This window comes from Corynebacterium glyciniphilum AJ 3170, from assembly GCF_007673095.1.
In the GTDB taxonomy this organism is placed as follows: domain Bacteria; phylum Actinomycetota; class Actinomycetes; order Mycobacteriales; family Mycobacteriaceae; genus Corynebacterium.
This window is the reverse complement of the sequence record NZ_VDYZ01000011.1, coordinates 23,868-44,863: the sequence shown is the minus strand read 5'-3', so window position 1 is coordinate 44,863 and position 20,996 is coordinate 23,868. Positions and strand designations below refer to the sequence as shown.

Sequence of the window (20,996 nt, the reverse complement as noted above, 5' to 3'; positions counted from 1 at the left end):
TCAGAAAGCTACGCCATTGCATAGCCTTCAGCTGAGGGTAGAGACGAGCGTTTCTGCGAGCCTCTTCGACGACTGCGGGTTCTGGCCGGTGAAGAGGTTGCCGTCCTGGACCACGTGGGGACGGAACGGGATCAGCGCCTTGTCGTAGTCGGTGCCGATCTCTTTGAGCTTGTCCTCGAGTAGCCAGGGAGCCTTCTTCGCGAAGGAGTTGATCAACTCCTCACGGTTGGAGAGTCCGGTGACGTGCTTGCCGGCGAACGGGGTCTTTCCGTCCTCGTCAACGGTGGCGAGCAATGCTGCCGGAGCGTGGCACAGCAGCGCCAGCGGGCGTCCCGACGCCAGTCGGTGGGTGAGGATCTTGCCGGAGAGCTTGTCGCCGGCGAGATCCTCCATCGGCCCGTGTCCGCCGGGGTAGAACACCAGGTCGTAGCCGTCGACGTCGTCCTCGGTGATCGCGTGCAGGTCGGCGGTGTTCTCGAGGACCGGGGCGAGTTCCTCGAGCTTCGCACGGAACTTCCTGACCGTGTGGGGGAGAACGCCGCCGGTGAGTCCCAGGCTGAGTTCATCGACAACCGGGGTAGCGGCCCCGGGGGTTGCGACGGTGACGTCGAATCCGGCGCTGGTGAAGATCTCGTAGGGGACGAGGAATTCTTCGGCCCAGAAGCCGGTGGGGTGTTCGGTTCCGTCGGTGAGGGTCCAGTGCCGTGCTGCGGTGACTGCCATCAGGACGTTGATCATGGAGATGTACCTCTCGTGGTCTCACGTGGGGGCAGGAGTCCCTGCCGCGGCACAATGGTCGGCGATGCGCCGGCACCGTGCCGGGCACATCCCAGAGTAAAACCAGATGTGAACGCTGTCAACACATCCCGATGGCGAAAAGGTTCTAGCTTCGCGCACGCCGGACTCCCGGAAACGTGCACGGAGCTAGAACAATCCATGAGACCCCTAACCCGCCAACCCGAGCACCGCGAGGAATGCAGACCGGACACGGTCGTACATCTCGTCGGCGGGCTCCGCCGGGAACTTGCCGTCCAGGTGGAGGAACGCCAGGCCATGGGCAGTGCTCCACAGCCCGACGGCGAGGTCGTCGACAGGCACACCGGGATAAACGGCCCGGAGATTCTCCGACAGGGCAGCCTGGAGTGCCCCGGCCGCCTGCACACGTTCATCGTTCTGGTCGTCGCATTCGGCCCCGAACATCAGCCGGAACATCCTGGGACGCTCGACAGCGAACCGGACGTAGCCAACGGCGAAATCCGGCAGATCCTCGGGTGTCGACGGCGCGTCCCTCCCCAGGAAGACTTCTTCGCCGAGCGCACGGAAACCCTGCGCGGCGACGGCCGATTCCAGCTTTGCCCGGTCCGAGAAGTGACGGTACGGCGCCGTCTGCGAGACGCCCGCCCGGCGAGCAACGGCGCGCAGTGAGAAGTTCTCCCCCTGCTCGAGCATCTCCACGGCGGCATCGATCAATGCCTGCCGGAGGTTGCCATGGTGGTAACGCTGCGTTGTCGATGTTGATCCTGAAGCCGCCATCGCTAACATCCTCTCCTATCACTCATGTGAGCACCGTACACATACCCCTACGACAAGGGAAATCATGCCACACACGCTCTTTCCCGGGGTAACCCTCCGCTCGCAACGGGTTCGTTACAGCCGGAAAAAACGGACGTAGCATGACCATCATGAACCGCAACACAGACCTGGACACTCTCACCCTCGGGGACCGCACGTTCCACCTGTCCCGCGCCCGGGAGGTCGACGTCGCCGACATCGTCGCTCTGCTCACCGACGATCCTCTGGGTCGCACACGGGAGTCGTCGTCCCTGTCGCCCTACATGGACGCGTTCCGCCGGATCGACGCGGACCCGAACCATGTGCTCCTGATCGCCCGCGGGGATTCGCCGACATCCGGCCCGGCGGTGGCGACCATGCAACTGACGCTGCTCCCCGGGCTCTCCCGCGGTGGAGCAACCCGACTGCAGATCGAGGCGGTCCGGGTCGCGGCCGAGACACGCGGCAGCGGACTGGGCTCGGCCCTCCTCGAATGGGCCCACGCCTACGGCCGGTCCCGCGGTGCGACGTTGGCCCAGCTGACCTCCGACGTCACGCGGACGGACGCCCACCGCTTCTATGAGCGGCTGGGCTACACCGCCAGCCATCAGGGATTCAAGCTGCCGCTGTGATGCGGCAACCACTGTGCCGACCTATAGTCGACATGCCCTGTTCCACCCCTCACGAGCGGATCCCCGAATGAGAATCATCGACGGACACGACTGGTCGCCGGACGGCACCGTGACCACGTGGCTGCCCTCCGAGACCATGACCGCCGCCTACGCTGACACCGCCGACGACCCCACCCCGGCGTCCTTCCTGCAGACCGACCATGTCCGCGGCGTGCTGGCGGGGCGGGCCCAGGGACGACGGCACCATGCCTACACCTGTTCGGTGGCGACGTTGCCCGGCATCCCCGACGAGGAACGCATGACCTGCGCGGTCAACGCCTTCGTCGCGGCGCACGAGGGGCTGCGTTCCACGCTGTCAGTGGACGGGGACGCACCGGACGGTTCGATACGTCGTCGGACAGTACCCGCCGACGCCGTCGACCTCGTGCCGACGCAGGTCACCAGGACGTCCCCCGAAACGATCACCGACCTGCTCGCCACCACCGCAGTCTTCGACCACGCGCCTGCTCTCGCGGTGGTCACGGTAGCCCGGGAGGACGGGCAGTCCTTCGACCTGCTGCTCGCCCTGGACCACGCCTCCGGCGACGGGATCTCCCAGATGACCGGGCTACTGGAACTCATGTCCCGCTACACCGGCGACACGGGAGCCGCCGCGCAGGCACTGACCGCGCAGACGCATCCGAGCTTCCTCGACTACGTCCGGGACGAGCATGAGCGGGCCGCCGCGGTGGGGGACGACTCCCCGGGCGTCCGTGCCTGGCGTGGCCTGTTCGAGATCACCGGGGGCCGCGTCCCCGGCTTTCCACTGCCCACCGGCATCGTCGACGGCGAACCGCAACCGGTCGTCGGCATCGACGGCGTCCTGGCGGACGCGGACCTGACCGGCCGCCTGCGCGCACTCGCCCGCGAACACCAGGTCAGTTTCAGCACCGTGGTGTACGCCGCGCTCGGCCTGGCGCACGCGCGGCTCACCGGCGAGGACCACTATGCCACGGTGGTGGTCTCCGCCACCCGCGGTCGCCGCTACGCCGTCTCCCAGGGCTGGTTCTGCAACTTCACCCCGCTGTACTTCCCCGTCAGCGGCCCGACGGTGGAGGACGTCCTGCCCGACGTGGTGACCGCGCAGGCCCGTCTGAAGGCGGCGCTGGAGGAGCCGGTGCACGCGTCGCTGGGACACCTGATCCTCAGCGGGCAGGTGGACCCGTCGGTGATGGGGAGCCCGCAGATGGTGACCTACCTCGACCTCGGGTGGTTCGAGGAACCCGACGGGGCGGACATCCGCCTGTTCACCGGTTTCGGCAGGGCCAGCAACGCCAATCTGTGGGTCTACCGCAACACCGACGGGCTCGGCATCGGTTCCCAGGCCCCGGACAACCCGACCGCCCGGCAGTCGGTGGAGACCTACGTCGCCACGGTCCACGACATTCTCGCCGCTGTCTGAGACCTCGGATGGACGTCACCTACCTCGATCACGTTCCCCTGGCCGGCCCTTTCGTGGAGCTGAAGTTGCAGTGGGCGGGCGCGCCGTCGGGGCCCCGCGTCCCCCTCACGTTCAACCAGCGCAACCATCTCGCCGCCGTCGCCGCGTCCGGACGGTCGACGTGGATCGGCGGCACGGTGAACATCGGCGGACCCGACGGCACACCGGCATGGTCGGACGCGGAGCTGGCCGACGCAGTGCACGCCGTCGTCGTCGGTGCACCATCCCTGCGCCGCGTCGCCTCAGATGACGTCCATGCGACGTTCTCCCCCGACGCACTGACGGTCTCGGTCGGCCAGGTCCGTCCGGTTCCGACGGAGGTCGAGCTGGCGGACCGGATCGCTGCAGCATGTCTGCCTGGTGCGGTGCCGGGTGTCTACGCTGCACGGGCCGGGACCACACTGCTCTTCGCCGTCGACCATGTCCACGGCGACATGCTCAGCATCGACCTGGCGCTGCGACGGCTGTGGGACGCGTTGCACGGCCGTCCTGTCACCGACGCCGACACAGAACCGACCCCCGCTTCAGACTCCTCGGCAACGACCGGGGCGGCGTTGGACGTGTGGAAGCGGTTCTTCACGGTCACCGACGGACATGTCCCTGCCTTCCCGGTGCAGCTCAGCACGGGCATGACCGAGCCGGTCCACGACGTCCGGAGCCTCACACCTGCGGCGGCGCTCGACGGGGACCTCGACCATCGCACGTTCGCCGTCATCCTCACCGCGTTGGCCGAGGCGACGGAACCCGTGACCGGCTCCCCGGAGTTCGCCACGGTCATCCCGGTACACACCCGGGGACGGCGGGATGATCCGCGCCACGATGTCATCGGCTGGATGGTCAGCAATGCTCCCGTCGTCGCCCGTGCCGGTGACACCGCATCGACGGCACGCTGGCTACGCGACGCGGTGACCGTGGCAGGTCTCCCGTTGGAGACGATGATCCAGGAATGCCGACCGGCGCTACCTGCCGGTGTGGTGCCTATGGTGTCCTACATGGACTTCCGCCACCGTGGCGACCCGCTGCCGCAGGCGCGCTACATCTCGTCGACCTCCCCCACCGACACCGCCCAGCTGTGGTTCTCCCGCACCCGCGACGGTCTGGCCGTCCGCGCGAAGTACCCGGATACGCCGGAGGCACGTCAGGTCATGGGAGGAGTGCTGGACCGACTGTCGGCGGCATTGCGGTAGGTCGGGGTGCGCCGGCATCCGTGCTCCTAGGAAGGGTGGCATGTGTGCGCCGGAAAGGGTGGCAGACCGAACGGCCCGGTGGCAGAGACGGCGGTCGTTCTGGACCCTGAAACCGCCCGGTGCCTCTGCCGCCGGGACATCGCCTCTGCCACAGCAGGTCACGCCTGGTCTGCTGGACCGTCCCACAGAGACACAAACACGCCACGAATCGCCGCGACCGTCGCATACCGGCACCCTGTACCGCCCTACAGCCACCGGGTGACGTCGCTGCCCCACTCCAGGCCCCACCGGGCCATCTCCTGTCTGACCAGGTCCAGCAGGTGCGCAGCATCGCGCACGTGGGCCGGGTCCAGGGAGGTGAAGGACAGTGACAGCGTTGGCCCGGTCTGGACCGCCCACGCGCTCACCCCACCTTGTCGGGCAGCCAGCTCGCGTGCGGACCCGGCGCGGATGACTGAGCGCAGGGCGACATCGCAGGCGGTGCGGTCCAGCCTGTGCTCCAGCCGGCGGTCCAGCCCCAGTCCGGTGAACGCGTCCGACGGTTCCCCCAGGTTCGAGGCCAGGCACAGCGGTGTGGTGGATCCGTCCGCAGCGCGGCGGACCACGGCATCAGGCAGGACCTGGGCGATCTGCGCCATGGCGGCGACCGCGTCGGGCCCCGTACGGGTGGTGACGTCCCGGTACGCCGCCTTCGCCGCGGCACGGATCTCCCCGAGATCGTCATACCGCCCGGGGTCCAGGCGGACGGTGACCGTGGCACCGGTGGTCGCATTGGCGCGCAGGTCCAGATCGCCCTCGTCGCCCGCCCCGTCCCTGTCCCTGACAGACATGGGCACCGCGAGGGGCACGGTGTCACCCTCGTTGACGCGGCCCGAGCCGACCAGGACACCCAGCGTGACGGCCTGGAAGAGGGTGTTGGCCGTACCGCCGCGGGAGGACGCCACGGCATCGAACCGTGCGGCGTCGACCCGCACCGCCACGGTCGGCACCACCGCCGGTCCAGCCGGCGCCTCCGTGTCGTTCTCCGGGACAATTGCTCCGCGTGCCGGGGGTTTCCGCATCGATACTGCCGCCCGGCCTACCGCGGTCAGCAGCGACAGGGCGTCGCGCACGCTGTCGCCCCGGCGCATCCGGCGGCGGGGCGTCCTGGCCTGCCCGGTGACGGCCTCGGTGACCGCCCGGATCATCGCCGCACCGTCGGCGACGACATGGCTGCGCACCAGGGAGACGATGACGTGACCGTCAGTGGTGGGCACGGCGCTGAGTTCCCAGGCCGGCCCCTGGACACTGTCGATGTCGGTCTCGAGCCGGTCGTGCAGCCACCCGGTCACCGCCTCCGGGGCCACCGGGTCCCGGTCGATCCGGACATGCCCGGCGCATGCGGTGTACACCCAGCGGTCGCGGACAGGCCCACGTGTACGTCGGACGAGCCGGGACAGCCGTCCTGCCGTGAGCCGTCGGCCGACCTCTGCCACGTGGTCGAGTACCGGTCCGGACACATCCACCCGCCAGATCACCTGGGGGATGACGGGGACGCCCATCACCTGCTCCATGACGACGAACAGGTGGTCGTCGGCGGTCAGGCGTTCGCCGTCCGGCAGGTGGGTCACCGACTCAGCCCTCGTACACCGGTTCGCCGACCATCGTGTCCGTCGTGTCGACCTGCCTCGCGCCGAACGGCAATGAGGCGGCGTCCCCGGTGTCGACCACGCTGTGCAGGACGGCGAAGTACTCGGCGACCAGGGCCCGCACGGAATCGCGGGTGCAGGGGGCGTCGGGGTAGCGCATCGAGATGTTCACCCCGCCCTTCGTCCGGACGACCCAGATGTAGACGTCGGTGGAGCTGTAGGCGACACCGCGCAGCGTCCGGTCGTGGGGAGTCCAGTCCTCCGCGCCGGGGATGAACCGGGTGTCCACGTACGAGACCACGAACCGCGGCGGCTCGGCGACCTGGAGCAGTTCGGCGACCTTCGGGTACGGGTAGGCCACCAGGTCGCGGTTCTCCTTCACTGCCGCCGTGGTCACCGACACCGCCTCGGAGAACGCCGCGCCGCGGGGCATGGGGTCTTCCACCGGCATCAGCCCGACGAACCACCCGGCCGACAACGCGAACTCCGGGGAGGTGCGGGTGTGCATCGGCATGACATAACGGAAGGTGTCCCCGCACAGTCCGTCACGGTCAGCACGCGCGGCAGCGACCTTCAGTGCCGCCAGCAGTCCGGTGACCTGGCTGCCGCCGTAGCGCTTGCTGAGCTGGCCGAAGACGGTGGCGTCCACCTCGCCGAGCAGCCACATCGACGTACTGACCTGCTGGACGTCCCGCTCCGCGTCGGTGTGGGCACCGGCCAAGGGAAGCCGCGGGGTCGCAGATACCCTCTCGGCAGCTTCGGCCCCGACCAGGAAGTCACGCCACCGCTGCACCACCGGATGGTCCGCGGTGAGGCTGTCGGCGAGGTCACGCTCGACCCGGCTGTAGTCCACGTGGGACCCTGCCAGCGGAAGCTCCGGGGTACGGCCGACCAGCTGGGCGGCGTAGATCTCCCGGAGCTCCGCGATGGAGACGATCTGGGTGTAGGCGTCCATCACCGCGTGGTCGGCGGCGAAGACCACGGTGAACCAGGGGCCGTCCTGGCTGCCGAGGGAGACGGCGGGATCGCCTGTGGACGCGTCGTCCGGCCTGACGGTGGCCACGGTGAGGTGCGGCCAGCGCAGGGCGGAGACCTCGGTGGCGAAGTGGTGGTCCAGGAAGGCATGGACGCTTCCGGCGTCCGGCAGGTCGCCGACGGTGTGGGAGGACACGTCGACGGCGTCGGCCGGCAGGGTCTCGCGGTGCAGGGCATCGCCCTCTACCCCGGTGTCACCGACCGTCCCAGCGACCGCGGTCGTGCGGTAGGCCTCATGCCGCACCATCCACAGCCGCAGGGTGGCGCTGAACGCCTCGGCGTCGAACGGGTGGTGGATACGGAACGCCGTGCCGATCCAGTTGTCGCCACGCGGCTCGGTGGATGTGCCGGTCGAGGATGCGAGCGACTCACGGATATGCGCTTCGTGGTTGTTGGACAGTGGCCGAGGGTCAACAGCCCAGGCGTCGGTGGCGGTGGGGGTCCAGGTGGTGACGTGTCCGGCGTGCAGCCGGTACGCCGAGAGTTCGGTGTATTCCATGTGTGGAAGGGTCCTTTCCAGGATCAGGGGTGAGGTGAAGCGTGAAAGGGCGGGGAGTATCGGGAAGGACGGGGAACGTCAGGGCTCTGTGATAACACGCCCCGGCACGCAGCGCAGCGGGTGAACACCGCTTCGTGACCGATGACACAGGCACTGTCCGCGGAGGGGTCTATTCACCCGCGTCCTTGTCCGCGAAGCGCGGATGGTCGAGTTTCCAGGTGATCACGGCAATCACGGTGGACATCAGAGCCAGGGCCGCCAACGAATTGTGTGTGCCGATGGAGTGGAACACCGTCCCACCGAGAACGATCCCGGCGAGGAACCCGGCGTAGGTCACGACCTGGGCGACCCACACCCAGCGTCGGACCCCGGACAGGTGCAGAGCGAACCCCTGCCCCATCTTCACCAGGGTGCCGGTGACGTACGACAGCGGCATGGCGACCTGGTTCTGGCGGCTGATCGAGGTGTTCAACGCGCCGAGACCGAAGGCCAGCGACAGGATCGGGACGACGCCGAGAGGTGCGTCGGAATCGTTCGTGAGCACGTCGACCAGCCAGGCGACGTAGGCGGCGGCCATGGTGACCAGGGTGGCGCCGTGCCGGGATTTCTTCCACCAGTGGATGCGGGCCAGAGTGGCGGCCATCACGCCGACCAGGAACGCGAGCACAGTGGCCAGGGCGCCGAGTCCGAGAACGTGGTTGCCCTTGAGATGTTCGAGGATCATCCGTTCGGTGTTGCCGGTCATGAACGTCACGTACCAGCCGGAGGTGTGCAGCCAGGCGGCCGCTCCCATCGCCCCGGCGAGTCCGGCGAGGACGATGCCGAGGTTCATCTCGCGGCGGTCGTAGTACGGGCCGAGGGCAGGATGCTGTGGGGGCATGTGGAGAGCTTTCGGTGAGGGGACGAAGCCGGCACGCGAGGCGCCCCGGGGTCGGAGCGACCAATAGTACGTGGCGGGACAGCCAGTCGCGTGCCACGAGCGGAACAGTAGCGCTCAGCCACATAATCGGGCACGGTGGTGTAGACGCGGCGTCGCACCGCAGTGACGCCGACGACCGGCTCCGTCTGGGCCCGCGGTCGAGACCTGGTCTGGTAGATATCCCCGACTAGGCTGCCGCCTCACCGGCCAGCAGCTCGGTCGGCGTCATGCCGTAGTGCTGTTTGAAGGACCGCGTGAAATGGCTCGCGTCCGCATAGCGCCACCGCCGCGCGGCCGTGGTGACGGGAGTGCCGGCGAGAATGTCATCCCGAGCGCTTGCCAGCCGGCGGATCCGGATAAGCTCAGCGACACCGGAGCCTGACTCGGAAAAAATCCTGTGCAGGGTACGAACTGATACGCCGATGTTGTCAGCGACCATGGCGGGCCCGAGTCGCGGGTGCCGCAAGTGCTCCTCGATGAACCGCTGGGCCTGCATGACCATCGCTTCCGGGGACTGCGCATTGTGTGCAGCGTCCCCCATCACCGCTGCGCACAGCAGTTCCATGGTCGCGTTGCGAACCGTGGCTATCGAATTCAGGGGCATGTCATCGATTGTTTCGGCGACGATGTCCAGATGACTCGCCAGCAACCGCACAGCGGGTTGATCGACACGGAGACGCTTCCCTGAACCGAGACGCCCGCGTGCGCCGTAGTCAGCAAGTGCAGCCTTGGGAACGAGAAGCGACCGCTTCGTCAACCGCTGATTCACCCGGAACGACGCCGGTTCCGTGGAGTCCCAGAATACCGCGGTTCCCGGGGTCAGCAACGAACTGTCCGCGCCCTGCTCCACCACCTCCTCGCCGTCAAGTGCCATGAGGAGAACGAAGTACTCGTCGTCGGCAGTGGCCATCTCCCGGGTTCCCCGTGAGCCCGTCGAGGGGTCACAGACGCAGTCCACCAACGTCAGATCCCCCAGGGCTCGACGGCGGACACCAGCCTCGAAGCTCTCTGTCGGCCAGAAAAGTTCGTCGACGGACCAGCTGAGGTGATTATCGCTGAGCATCCTGCTCCAGGATTCCACGGCGATGTCCACAGAATCCGTCCGGAAGCTCCAGTCATAGGGGGAATCGCTCACGATCATCCGGCTTTCGATACTGGTGGGGAGGGGTTCACATCTCCATTGAGCCACCGTTGGCACTCGATGGCAACCTTTTCTGCGCCATGTGGCACGGACTGGCCATTCTCCGTCCCTGTGATTCAAGTCATTTTGAGCTCCAACTGAATACGGTGGAAACATGCGCTACCGACAGCGCAGAAAGAACACAGGAACTTTCCAGGAGGTTGGGCAGATGAACGGGCAGGCTGAACTCTACGGTGGCGACTACAGAAAGGACGTCGAGTTCGATTCGGACGGCGTCACCCTGCGCGGTTGGCACTTTGAGGCCCAGGGCGTGGACGGCCCCGCGCCGGTCATCGTGATGTGCCACGGCTTCGCCGCAGTGAAGGAGATGTGGCTCGACAGGTACGCGGACGTCTTCGCCCGTGAAGGCTTCCACGTCCTGTGCTACGACAACAGGAACCTCGGTGCCTCCGACGGCACCCCGCGAGGTGAGGTGAATCCGTGGACGCAGGTCGCCGACTTCCGTAACGCGATCACTTTCGCCGAGACCCTCCCCGGCGTCGACGCCGAACGGATCGGTATCTGGGGATCCAGCTACTCCGGTGGCCACGTCATCGTCGTCGCGGCTACCGACCGTCGCGTCAAGGCGGTGTCGTCGCAGGTGCCGCTGATCGACGGCGACGCGAATTTCCGGCAGCTCGTCCGTGCCGACTACGTCGACGGCTTCCGCGAGCAGTTCAACAACGACCGCCGTGCCCGGGCAGGCGGCGAAGAACCGGTGTCCGTCGAGGTCGTGAACCCCGACCCGACCGCACCAAGCGCCCTGCCCACCCCCGATTCCTGGGAGTGGTACAACGGCACGCGCGAACTGCGCGCCCCCGCCTTCGGGAACTCCTGCACCCTGCGCAGCGTCGAGTACTTCTCCGAGTACCAGCCCGGCGCGTACCTCCGTCTCATCGCCCCGACCCCACTGCTGATGTGTGTCGCCGAAAACGACGTCGTCACCCCCACCAAGCCTGCCTTGGAGGGCTACGAACAGGCTCTGCAACCCAAGCAGCTCGAAATTCTTCCGGGCGGTCACTTCGACGCCTACATCGACGGGTTCGACGAGTCCGCCGGTACCCAGGCGCGGTTCTTCACCGAACACCTCACCCGCTAACAACATCTCGCACTCTCAAGAAAAGGACAGAACAATGGGAAGACTGCAGGACAAAGTCGTACTGATCACCGGTGCATCCTCCGGCTTCGGCCGCGAGAGCGCGAAACTCTTTGCCGAGGAAGGAGCGAAGATCGTTGTCGCTGACCTCCGGGAAGAGCCGCTGTCCGGTGGCTTCGAGGATGACGCCCAGATGACGACCGCCGAAGCGATCACCACAGCAGGCGGCGAGGCCGTGTTCGTGCAGTGCAATGTCACTGACGAGGACCAGGTGAACGCCGCTGTACAGACCGCGGTCGACACCTACGGACGTCTCGACGTGATGTTCAACAACGCCGGTATCTTCCGTGGTGGGAAGCTCATGGACGAGTTCAGCGTCGACGACCTCCAGGCGTGTTTCGACGTGAACGTCAAGGGAACCTACTTCGGTACCGTCGCCGCAGTGCGTCAGTTCCGCACGCAAGGCCGCACGGACAACGGCCTGACCGGGACCATCGTCAACCTCGTCTCCACCGCCGGACTGCAGGGTCATCCGAAGCAGTCCCCCTACAACATCTCAAAGGGTGCCCAGGCCAACCTGACCCGCTGTGCCGCCATCGAGTACGGCCAAGAGGGCGTACGAATCAACGGCATCTGCCCGACCTACGCGAAGACGGCGCTGACCCGCGAGCTGTTCGACGACATGGAGTTCATGAAGACCTTCGAGGAGAGCGTCCCGCTCAAGCGGTGGGGTGAGCCCGCCGACGTCGCCGAACTGGCGTTGTTCCTGGCCAGTGACGAGTCCAGCTACATTCACGGTTCGCTCGCCACCGTCGACGGCGGCGAGACCCTCTGCCGCTACTCCGTGTAGCGCCGCGCCTATCCACCAGGACAAGGAGAACACCATGTCACCACAGTCAACACAGTCACCACAGAAGATCGCCATCGTTACCGGGTCAAGCTCCGGCAACGGCCGGGCAATCGCCCGGAAACTCGCCGCGGACGGTTTCGCCGTCGTATGCTCCGACCTGCGCGCCGAAGCTGTCAGTGGCGGGTACGAGGACGACGCGGACGTCCCGACCCACGAGGCCATCACCCGGGACGGCGGTACGGCTCGCTTTCAGACCGCTGACGCATCCGCGTTCGCCGACGTCCAGGCGCTTGTCGACTACGCCGTCTCCGAATTCGGTCGGCTGGACCTGATGGTCAACAATGCCGGAATCTTCACAGGCCTGGCGACGATCCTCGACGAGAGCGAGGAGGACTTCGACCGGAGTCTCAACGTGAACCTCAAGGGTGTGTGGAACGGCAGCAAGGCCGCGATCACACAGTTCATGAAGCAGGAGGTCGGTGAGAACGGATCCAGAGGCAACGTGGTCAACATCGCCTCCATCGGCGGACTGGTGGGTCTTGCGGCCGAGCCCGGCTACTGTGCCTCCAAGGGCGGGGTCGTGAACCTGACCCGGCAGCTCGCCGTCGACTTCGGCCCGGAACGCATCCGGGCAACCGCAGTGTGCCCGGGCTTTCTGTCGACCGCGATGGTCCGTCCGTTCCTGGAGGACCCGGAGGTCAACAAGTCGCTGCACGACAAGTCACCGTGGCCGGAACTCGGCACTGTCGCGGATGTGGCGAACGCCGTCGCGTTCCTCGCAAGCGACGACTCGGGCTGGGTGACCGGTTCGACCCTCACCGTGGACGGCGGCTTCACTGCCGCCTGATGTTCCTGTCAGGCCCTCTTGAAGTCACATCACAACCCTAAGGAGATCTCTATGACTCGACTGGCGAACAAGGTCGCCATCATCACTGGCGGTGCCGGCGGAATCGGCAAAGCGACAGCACGGCGATTTCTTGAAGAAGGTGCCAAGGTCGTCATCGTCGACATGTCGGCTGCCGCCCTCGAATCAGCGAGGGATGAGCTCTCTGAGCTGGGCGACATCCGCGCCGTGCAGGCTGACGTCACCAAGGAGGAAGACGTTGCCAATTACGTCAAGGAAACCGTCGACACATTCGGAACGGTCGACATCCTCTTCAACAACGCCGGTATCGAAGGTAAGATCCAACCGCTCGTGGACGTTGCGGCAGAGGACTTCGAGAAGGTTCAGGCAGTGAATGTCCTCGGAGTCTTCCTCGGCCTGAAGCATGTCCTCCCCGTCCTCACGGAGAAGAACAGCGGCAGCATCATCAACATGTCCTCCAACGCCGGACTCGACGGCACGGCGAACCTCAGTCCGTATGTCGCGAGCAAGCATGCTGTCTCAGGCCTCACGAAGACCGCGGCGCTCGAGCTGGAAGGCAGCGGAGTCCGGGTCAACTCCGTGCATCCGAGTCCGGTGAACACCAGGATGATGCGCTCCATCGAGTCGGGTTTCAACGAGGAGGACTCCGAGTCGGCACGACGCGACTTCGCCGGTCGTATCCCCCTGGGCCGCTACGCCGAGTCCGTCGACGTCGCCAATCTCGTCCTGTTCCTCGCCAGCGACGAGAGCACCTTCATCACCGGTGCCCAGTACCGCGTCGACGGCGGCATGGGTGCCACCCCGTGAACTACACGGCACCACTGGCCTGACCTTCTGGCCCGGTCAGACGCCATGCATTGTCCGTTTAGACGGACTAAGTCAAAGCTGTGACGAGAAAGGAAACAAAGAACCTACCTCCCCCTCTCCACCAATTGATCAGCGCCACTTCATAAGAAATTGCTGCCCTATTCCATGGAGGGAATATCATGCCGAAGAACCACCCACAACATATCGGAAGGAAGCGGGACACCCTACGCCGAGGGCCGTCTATAAGAAGTTTTATTAGGCCAGCTATATCAACCTCAGCAGTTTTCACTCTTCTGGTTGCCTGCGGGAGTTCCAGCGATTCCGAGGCCTCGGAGAAAACCATGACCATCACACTTGTGCGCCACGGAGAATCAGCGGGAAACAGCTCAGGGTTGCTAGATACCTCAGTCCCGGGGCCCGGGCTCACTGAGCTTGGGCATAAACAGGCCGACGCAGCCGCAGAACGTCTCGCTGACGAACCGTTCGATGGTATATACGCGTCAGACATGTACCGTACACAGTTGACCGCCCAACCTACCGCAGAGAGGCATGAAAAGACGGTCCAGATACTCCCCGGGGTCCGAGAGATCCCCGCCGGGGACTGGGAGGGAACACCAGATGACGTGGTGATTGACACTTACCTGGCGACGCCCTTGGAATGGATCGACGGGGATATCTCTGCTCGAATACCGGGATCTATCAGTGGCGAGGATTTTCAGGCTCTCTTCAACGGGGCCCTGGAATCCATCGAAAATAACGGCGACACTCGGCCAGTGATATTCGCACATGCGGGATCGATCATGTCCTGGGTCCTGATGAACACCGAAGGAGGGGGTGACCTCATGCGTGACGAACTGTTGCAGAACACTGGTGAGGTTATTGTCGAAGGCTCTCCTGCGGAAGGCTGGGAACTTGTCGAATGGAATTCAGATCCAGAAGGTCTCCCGGGAGCTTCAATGACGGCCGATCCCATTGACTGACTCAGAGCCCTTACAAGATTGCGCTACCCCTTCGGGGATCTTGAACTGGCAGTACACGCTTGACTCAATCGGGTCTCCTGGCGGACATGAGTTCAGGGCGCTTCGCTGGCCTGGTTAGTGCGAGGGCGTTATAGATTCGTCCCGTGCTAGACGCTCCCGGTTTCCCTGGCTTATGCAGATCCAGGCTTTGACCGCCATGCATCTGCTTGATCGTGCGACCTGAGAAACTTGAGTCGCCCTGAAGCGTGTATCTCAGCTTCGGCTTGGTCGTTACGACACCCTCGTTCTCCTTAGATAACGAACAGAACGAGATACCGTGCGTTGCGGACCTGGTGCCTTCAACGCATCCGCATAGTTCGCAGCAAGAGCCTAGCAGCGCCGTCGATGGGCCCGCTCTGCCGTCCCTGTTTAGGGCCGTCCCCCGGGATACTCGTTTTTCGTAACCAACAACACGGCGGCCCCGGAGCAACATTAGCGGGTCCCGTCACCGGTGCCCAGTATTTGGTCAACGACGGCATGGGCACCCCTCATAGAAGACCCCGGCGCCCCGGCCCTCACTTTCCGGCACACTGGGGCGTCTACCCCGTACACGGACAGGATAACCGGGCAAGGTGGTGGTTGACGTGACAACACGACACACGCAGATGCTGACACCGTTGGGCGAGCTGACGGTGGTCGCCCATGCGGATGCGGTGACGGGCCTGTACTTCCCCGGCCACTCCTCCCTTCCCGCCGACACCCTTTTCGGCGAGCGCGTCGAAGTGGTCGAAGACGGGCTGATGAACATGACGGCCATCCAACTTACGGAGTACTTCGAGGGGGCACGTAAGTCATTCGACGTTCCCATCACCACCCACGGCAACGACTTCTCGGAGAAGGTGTGGGCACTGCTTCGGCAGATCCCCTACGGAGGGACCACCACCTACGGTGCGCTGGCCGCGTCCCTGGGGAATCCCCGGCTCGCCCAGCGCGTCGGGCAGGTCGTCGGACAGAACCCGGTCAGCATCATCATCCCGTGCCACCGGGTGGTCGGTGCCGACGGTTCCCTCACCGGGTACGCCGGTGGTCTGGAGCGGAAGCGCCGGCTGCTGGAGCTGGAGGAACCTGTGGAAATATCCTCGTCACGACTGTTCTGAAGCTGGGCGTGAATAAAGCGTAGCGTAGAGAGATGAACGGGGTGATGGCCCCGCGCTCAGTTCTCGAAGAAGGAGCAGTCATGCGAGCAGTGTCCTACGTCCGGAACAACACCGTTGAGGTGCAGGAGAAGCCCGTTCCGGAGATTGAGGCCGATGAGGTCCTGCTGAAGGTCTCCGGAGCCGGCCTGTGCCACTCTGACCTGCATATCATCGCCGGGGGTGACGACAACCCCCTGGTCGGCGAAACACTGGGACACGAGGTCGCCGGTGTCGTGGAGAAGACCGGTGACGCGGTGACCGGCTGGGGTGTCGGTGACAGCGCACTGGTGGCGGTCGTCCTCGGCTGCGGAAAATGCGACAAGTGCCTGGCCGGCCGCGACAACGAATGCGAGGTCGCCAGCCCCCGCGGTTCCATGGCCCCGTTGTCACCTGGCATCGGAACCCCCGGCGGCATGGCCGAGTACATCGCAGTGAAGGAACACCACCTCGACCCGTTGGGCGACCTTGATCCGGTCACCTCTGCCCCGCTGGCAGACGCCGCCCTGACGCCGATGCACGCTGTCAACAGTGTCCGTGACCGCCTCGTCGGCGGTGCGACCGTGGTGACCATCGGCATCGGCGGACTCGGTCACGTCGGCCTGCAGATCCTGTCCGCCACCACCGGTGCGCGGATCATCGCCCTGGACACCGACCAGAACAAGGTCGACTACGCCGCCAACCACGGCGCGGACGTCGCACTGCTCAGCGACGCTGACGCCGCCTCCCGCATCATGGAGGAGACCGGTGGCCGCGGCGCAGACGTCGTCCTTGACTTCGTCGGCGTGCAACCGACCGTCAACCTGGCCCTGTCCGTCATCGCAGTCGGTGGTGCCATCCGGTTCGTCGGCCTCGGCGGCGGGGAGTTCACCTACAAGGCCGACAGCTCGGACCTGCCGTGGGGCGTGAACATCGAACGCGCCTACGGAGGAACCCGCTCGGACATGCGCCAGGCCGTCGCCCTCGTCCAGCAGGGGAAGCTCCACGTGGAGACCACGAAGTACTCCCTCGACGACGCGGTACAGGCCTTCGATGACCTGCGGGACGGCAAGGTCAGCGGGCGTATCGTCCTGGTGCCGTGACACGAGACCCCGCGCAGGAGCCGCCGGCCGACCCGGACGTTCAGCGCGTCGCGCAGGACACGGCATCCGGGTTGCCGGGGGTGACGCACGGTTATCCGTTCACCGACCATCTCCAGGTGTGGAAAGTCGCCGGGAAAGTCTTCCTCATCGTTACCGAAGACGATCCCGAACTGAGGATCATCACAGTCAAGGTCGATCCCGACGACGGCGAGGCACTCCGGCACGAATACGAGTCGGTCAGCCGTGGCCACTACCTGAACAAACGACACTGGGTTTCTGTCGCGGCGGGACCGGGCGTCACCTCGGTGTTCGTGGCCGAGCTCGTCCAGGACTCCTATGAGCTGGCACGAGCGCAGCTGCCGGTCAAGGACCGTCCGGAGTGAAGGGAACGTGTCGATGATGCAGGAAACACCGTCTTTGTTCGAACCGTCCGGACCAGACGACGGGTCACGTCCGCTCGCTGACCGCCTGCGCCCACGGGCTCTCGCCGACGTCGTGGGCCAGGATCACCTGCTGGGACCCGACGGCCCGGTCGGAAGGATGGTGTCGGCACGGCACCTGACCTCGATGGTGCTCTGGGGGCCACCGGGGTGCGGCAAGACAACCATCGCCCGCCTGCTGGCCGACGCAACAGGTCTGCACTTCGCTCCCCTCTCGGCGACATTCTCCGGTGTCGCCGAACTGCGCAAGGTGTTCCAGGCGGCGCAGAAGCGCCGGGAGGTCGGCCAAGGCACACTGTTGTTCGTTGACGAGATCCACCGCTTCAACCGCGCACAGCAGGATTCGTTCCTCCCGTATGTCGAGGACGGGACCATCGTGCTGGTGGGCGCAACGACAGAGAACCCCAGCTTCGAACTCAACGCCGCGCTGCTGTCACGGTGCCAGGTGTATGTCCTCCACCGTCTGGACACCACGGCTCTGGAGTCACTGCTCACGAAAGCCGAGGAGATCTCGGGGCGATCCCTCCCGCTGGATGACCAGGCCCGGCAGACACTGCTGGCCCTGGCTGACGGCGACGGACGCTACCTGCTCAACCTCGTCGAACAGGTGCAGGCCGTCCCTGGTCCGCTGGATGTGGGCGGGCTCCTGCAGCTGGTGCAGCAGCGGGCCCCGGTCTACGACAAGTCGCAGGAGGGCCACTACAACCTCATCTCGGCCCTCCACAAGTCCATGCGCGGCTCCGATCCGGATGCCGCCCTGTACTGGCTCGCGCGCATGCTCGTCGGCGGTGAGGACCCGTTGTTCATCGCCCGGCGTCTGGTCAGGTTCGCCACCGAGGACATCGCGCTCGCCGATCCGGAGGCCGTCCACCAGGCACTCGCGGCCTGGGACGTGTACGAACGGCTCGGCTCGCCGGAAGGTGAACTCGCCATCGCGCAGGCCGTGGTGTACCTGGCGACGGCACCGAAATCAGTCGCTGTCTACCGCGGATTCACCGCCGCCACCCGCCTGGCGGAGAAGACCGGCTCACTGATGCCGCCGGCGCACATTCTCAACGCGCCGACACGGCTGATGAAGGATCTCGGGTACGGCGAGGGTTACCAGTATGACCCGGACTCCGATGACGGGTTCTCCGGGGCGGACTACTTCCCGGACGGCGTCGACCGGCAGACACTGTATGAACCGTCCGGAAACGGGCATGAGAAGGCGATCCGCGACCGGATCCTGCGCTGGGAACAGTTGCGGGACGGACGTCGGTAGGTTTTCCCGGGCCCGGATCTCACATTCGGCCCGTCCGGTGCGACTACCGTGTGATGACGATGACAACACCTTTCGAGCAGGCGGTCAGACAGCACGGGGCCACCGTGCTGCGGGTCTGCCGCGCCGTCCTCGGTCCGGGAGCCGATGCCGACGACGCCTGGTCGGAGGCATTCCTCGCCTTGCTTCCTTCCTGGCCCTCGCTGGAGGGCGGTACGAACGTGGAGGCGTGGCTGGTCCGCGTCGCCCACCGCAAGGCCATCGACATCACCCGCCGACGGCAGCGCCATGCCGTCCCCACCGACGAACTGCCTGAGCGGGTGTCCGCTCTGGGCAACCCCGGCGACGGCAGTGCCGCCGTGTGGGAATCGGTGGCGGCGCTCCCCGAACGGCAACGCCTTGCCGTGGCCTACCACTATTTCGGCGGCCTGCCCCATGCGGAGACCGCCGCGCTGATCGGTGGCAGTGCCGCCGCTGTGCGTCGTGCCAGCGCCGACGGCATCCGGGCGCTACGCCGGACGTACCTCACCGAAGGAGAATCCCCGTGACCGACCCCATGGCCGACTCGATGACCGACCTGCCTCTCTTCCCTGTGGACGACGCCGACCTGGCACGCCTGCGGACCCGCCTCGCCGACGATGCGGCGGCCTCGGGCGTCCTCGACGTGGCGTACCGCACCGTCGACTCCCCGATCGGCCCGCTGCTTGTCGCCGCCACGCAGAAAGGGCTGGTCCGCGTGGCATTCGGCCTGGAGGACTTCGACGCCGTACTGACGGCGCTGGCCCAGAGAGTCAGCCCACGGGTGCTGGAATCCCGGCCCCGCCTGGATGCCGTGGCCACCGAACTCGACGAGTATTTCTCGGGCCGTCGCCAGGGGTTCGACCTGCCCCTGGACTTCGCGATGTCCTCCGGCTTCCGGCAGGAGGTGCAGCGTTACCTGCCCCACATCGGCTACGGGCAGACCCGGTCCTACAAACAGGTCGCCGAGAGTATCGGGAATCCGAAGGCTGTACGCGCGGTGGGCACGGCGTGCGCGACGAACCCGTTGCCCGTCGTGGTCCCCTGCCACCGGGTGCTACGGAGCGACGGCGGGCTCGGCGGATACCTCGGTGGACTGGAGGCGAAGTCGGCCCTGCTGGAACTGGAGACGACGTCCGGCGCATGAGAGTGCACACCCTCATCCCGGTTCACCATTGGCTTTCACCCCGACAGAGTGTAGTGTGAACGCTGGTTACAGTTTCTGAGTTGTTTTTCCCTTCCGGGTACCGGGAGGAATCAAGTTCACGGAAGTTGTCTTTAGGACGCGAACTGATTCCTCAAGGAACATTCGGTCAACCCAGTGGACGGAAGGATCCGGACACTGACACTGAAGAAGGGAAGATCGTATGATCAACGGCACTGTCAAATGGTTCAACGCCGAAAAGGGTTTCGGTTTCATTTCTCCCGAGGACGGCTCTTCCGACGTCTTCGTCCACTACTCCGAGATCCAGGGCGGCGGTTTCCGCAGCCTGGAGGAGAACCAGAAGGTCACTTTCGAGACCGAGGACGGCCGCAAGGGCCCGGCAGCGGTCGGCGTGACCGCCGTCTAAACGAGGTTTTCCAGCCCCGGCATCGTCGTCGTAGACGGCTGGTGCCGGGGCTTTCCTCTGCCCTCAGCCGGCATTCAGGACGATCATCCAGATCGCGATGTGGTGCAGACCTGCAGCGATGATGGTCCCGGCGTGGAAGACCTCATGGAAGCCGAACCAGTGTTCGCTGATTGTCGGCCATTTCAGTGCGTACACCAGTGCACCGAGGCTGTAGATCGCCCCGCCGGTGATGATGAGGACGAGTTCCGGCGCCGTCAGCCCGGTCCACAGGATCTTCATGCCGAACACCGCGATCCATCCCAGGCAGAGATAGATGGACACGGACAGCCACCGCGGGTGGTTGATCCACAGGATGTTGACCGCAACCGCGGCAAGCGCGGTGAACCAACACAGGACGAGGATCGGCGTCCTGTTTCCCGGCGCATCCGCGCCGACGAAGACGGGCCCGTAGGTACCCGCGATAAATATCGCGATCATGGCATGGTCGGCTCTGCGCCATCCCTGGACAGACCCCTCACTCTTCCAGGGAACCCGGTGGTACAACGCCGAGACTCCCAGCATGCCGGCCAGGCACAGCGCGTAGACAGCCGTCGACACCGCCAACGTGGAGAATCCGGTGTTGGAGAACGACAGGACAGTCAGGCTCGTACCTGTGCCGAGGAAGAACCAGAACGCGAACAAATGCAGGTAGCCCCGCAGCACGGGACGGGGACCGCGGTAGAAGACGGTGCGACGTGTAGACATGG

Annotated in this window: 23 protein-coding genes; 15 read left to right on the top strand and 8 right to left on the bottom strand. The window is 65.7% G+C overall.

Annotated features, from left to right (window positions below; translation table 11 throughout):
• Positions 1-27: 27 nt before the first annotated feature.
• On the bottom strand, positions 28-738 hold the full coding sequence (locus FS507_RS11710) for a type 1 glutamine amidotransferase domain-containing protein (RefSeq protein WP_145942971.1): 711 nt from the start codon (positions 736-738) through the stop codon (positions 28-30).
• Between the two features lie 207 nt (positions 739-945).
• Complete coding sequence (locus FS507_RS11705; protein ID WP_145942970.1) at positions 946-1,533, bottom strand: TetR/AcrR family transcriptional regulator; 588 nt, start codon at positions 1,531-1,533, stop codon at positions 946-948.
• 149 nt (positions 1,534-1,682) lie between these two features.
• Here FS507_RS11705 and FS507_RS11700 point away from each other — a divergent pair, with 149 nt between their 5' ends.
• The 3 genes from FS507_RS11700 (at position 1,683) to FS507_RS11690 (ending at position 4,850) form a co-directional block, all read left to right on the top strand.
• Positions 1,683-2,183: a GNAT family N-acetyltransferase gene (locus tag FS507_RS11700; protein WP_145942969.1), complete on the top strand. Its 501-nt coding sequence runs from the start codon at positions 1,683-1,685 to the stop codon at positions 2,181-2,183.
• A gap of 67 nt (positions 2,184-2,250) precedes the next feature.
• A complete protein-coding gene (locus FS507_RS11695) occupies positions 2,251-3,624 on the top strand; it encodes a condensation domain-containing protein (RefSeq protein WP_186314665.1) in 1,374 nt (457 codons plus the stop codon).
• Between the two features lie 8 nt (positions 3,625-3,632).
• Positions 3,633-4,850 carry a hypothetical protein gene (locus FS507_RS11690; RefSeq protein WP_145942967.1) on the top strand — a complete coding sequence of 406 codons (1,218 nt, stop codon included), beginning with the start codon at positions 3,633-3,635 and terminating at the stop codon, positions 4,848-4,850.
• A gap of 245 nt (positions 4,851-5,095) precedes the next feature.
• On the opposite strand, the gene FS507_RS11685 is transcribed toward FS507_RS11690, so the two are convergent.
• The 4 genes from FS507_RS11685 to FS507_RS11670 all read right to left on the bottom strand — a co-directional run bounded on the left by FS507_RS11685 (position 5,096) and on the right by FS507_RS11670 (position 10,072).
• Positions 5,096-6,460 (bottom strand): hypothetical protein, encoded by a 1,365-nt coding sequence (locus FS507_RS11685; protein ID WP_145942966.1) that lies wholly within the window; start codon positions 6,458-6,460, stop codon positions 5,096-5,098.
• Between the two features lie 4 nt (positions 6,461-6,464).
• Positions 6,465-8,012: a hypothetical protein gene (locus tag FS507_RS11680; protein ID WP_145942965.1), complete on the bottom strand. Its 1,548-nt coding sequence runs from the start codon at positions 8,010-8,012 to the stop codon at positions 6,465-6,467.
• A gap of 169 nt (positions 8,013-8,181) precedes the next feature.
• The gene (locus tag FS507_RS11675) at positions 8,182-8,892 is read right to left on the bottom strand and encodes a YoaK family protein (RefSeq protein WP_145942964.1); all 711 of its coding nucleotides are present in this window, start codon (positions 8,890-8,892) and stop codon (positions 8,182-8,184) included.
• A gap of 226 nt (positions 8,893-9,118) precedes the next feature.
• Positions 9,119-10,072: a helix-turn-helix domain-containing protein gene (locus FS507_RS11670; RefSeq protein WP_186314664.1), complete on the bottom strand. Its 954-nt coding sequence runs from the start codon at positions 10,070-10,072 to the stop codon at positions 9,119-9,121.
• Between the two features lie 208 nt (positions 10,073-10,280).
• Here FS507_RS11670 and FS507_RS11665 point away from each other — a divergent pair, with 208 nt between their 5' ends.
• Genes FS507_RS11665 through FS507_RS11650 form a run of 4 tightly spaced genes read left to right on the top strand, consistent with a single transcriptional unit; the run spans position 10,281 to position 13,729 of the window.
• On the top strand, positions 10,281-11,210 hold the full coding sequence (locus tag FS507_RS11665; protein ID WP_145942962.1) for an alpha/beta hydrolase: 930 nt from the start codon (positions 10,281-10,283) through the stop codon (positions 11,208-11,210).
• A 34-nt stretch (positions 11,211-11,244) separates the two neighbouring features.
• Positions 11,245-12,057 (top strand): SDR family NAD(P)-dependent oxidoreductase, encoded by an 813-nt coding sequence (locus FS507_RS11660; protein WP_145942961.1) that lies wholly within the window; start codon positions 11,245-11,247, stop codon positions 12,055-12,057.
• Between the two features lie 34 nt (positions 12,058-12,091).
• On the top strand, positions 12,092-12,904 hold the full coding sequence (locus FS507_RS11655; protein ID WP_145942960.1) for an SDR family NAD(P)-dependent oxidoreductase: 813 nt from the start codon (positions 12,092-12,094) through the stop codon (positions 12,902-12,904).
• Between the two features lie 51 nt (positions 12,905-12,955).
• Positions 12,956-13,729 carry an SDR family NAD(P)-dependent oxidoreductase gene (locus FS507_RS11650; protein ID WP_145942959.1) on the top strand — a complete coding sequence of 258 codons (774 nt, stop codon included), beginning with the start codon at positions 12,956-12,958 and terminating at the stop codon, positions 13,727-13,729.
• Positions 13,730-13,796: 67 nt separating this feature from the next.
• Here FS507_RS11650 and FS507_RS18525 read toward each other — a convergent pair whose 3' ends face one another.
• On the bottom strand, positions 13,797-14,072 hold the full coding sequence (locus FS507_RS18525) for a hypothetical protein (protein WP_260853373.1): 276 nt from the start codon (positions 14,070-14,072) through the stop codon (positions 13,797-13,799).
• On the opposite strand from FS507_RS18525, the gene FS507_RS11645 reads away from it, so the two are divergent.
• From FS507_RS11645 to FS507_RS11610, 8 genes are all read left to right on the top strand, one after another.
• On the top strand, positions 14,071-14,709 hold the full coding sequence (locus FS507_RS11645) for a histidine phosphatase family protein (protein WP_260853372.1): 639 nt from the start codon (positions 14,071-14,073) through the stop codon (positions 14,707-14,709). The genes FS507_RS18525 and FS507_RS11645 overlap by 2 nt on opposite strands.
• 623 nt (positions 14,710-15,332) lie before the next feature.
• A complete protein-coding gene (locus FS507_RS11640; RefSeq protein WP_440130351.1) occupies positions 15,333-15,845 on the top strand; it encodes a methylated-DNA--[protein]-cysteine S-methyltransferase in 513 nt (170 codons plus the stop codon).
• A gap of 80 nt (positions 15,846-15,925) precedes the next feature.
• A complete protein-coding gene (locus tag FS507_RS11635) occupies positions 15,926-16,963 on the top strand; it encodes an alcohol dehydrogenase catalytic domain-containing protein (RefSeq protein ID WP_145942957.1) in 1,038 nt (345 codons plus the stop codon).
• Complete coding sequence (locus FS507_RS11630; RefSeq protein WP_145942956.1) at positions 16,960-17,346, top strand: MmcQ/YjbR family DNA-binding protein; 387 nt, start codon at positions 16,960-16,962, stop codon at positions 17,344-17,346. Before FS507_RS11635 ends, FS507_RS11630 begins: the two co-directional genes overlap by 4 nt.
• Before the next feature lie 13 nt (positions 17,347-17,359).
• The gene (locus FS507_RS11625; protein ID WP_145942955.1) at positions 17,360-18,664 is read left to right on the top strand and encodes a replication-associated recombination protein A; all 1,305 of its coding nucleotides are present in this window, start codon (positions 17,360-17,362) and stop codon (positions 18,662-18,664) included.
• Between the two features lie 59 nt (positions 18,665-18,723).
• Positions 18,724-19,209 (top strand): RNA polymerase sigma factor, encoded by a 486-nt coding sequence (locus FS507_RS11620; protein WP_145942954.1) that lies wholly within the window; start codon positions 18,724-18,726, stop codon positions 19,207-19,209.
• Positions 19,210-19,229: 20 nt separating this feature from the next.
• Positions 19,230-19,826, top strand: a complete 597-nt coding sequence (locus tag FS507_RS11615) for a methylated-DNA--[protein]-cysteine S-methyltransferase (protein WP_145943050.1) — start codon at positions 19,230-19,232, stop codon at positions 19,824-19,826.
• 220 nt (positions 19,827-20,046) lie between these two features.
• Positions 20,047-20,250 (top strand): cold-shock protein, encoded by a 204-nt coding sequence (locus tag FS507_RS11610; protein WP_145942953.1) that lies wholly within the window; start codon positions 20,047-20,049, stop codon positions 20,248-20,250.
• A 63-nt stretch (positions 20,251-20,313) separates the two neighbouring features.
• Here FS507_RS11610 and trhA read toward each other — a convergent pair whose 3' ends face one another.
• Entirely contained in the window at positions 20,314-20,994 is a 681-nt protein-coding gene (gene trhA / locus FS507_RS11605; protein WP_260853371.1) for a PAQR family membrane homeostasis protein TrhA, read from the bottom strand.
• Positions 20,995-20,996 lie beyond the last annotated feature (2 nt).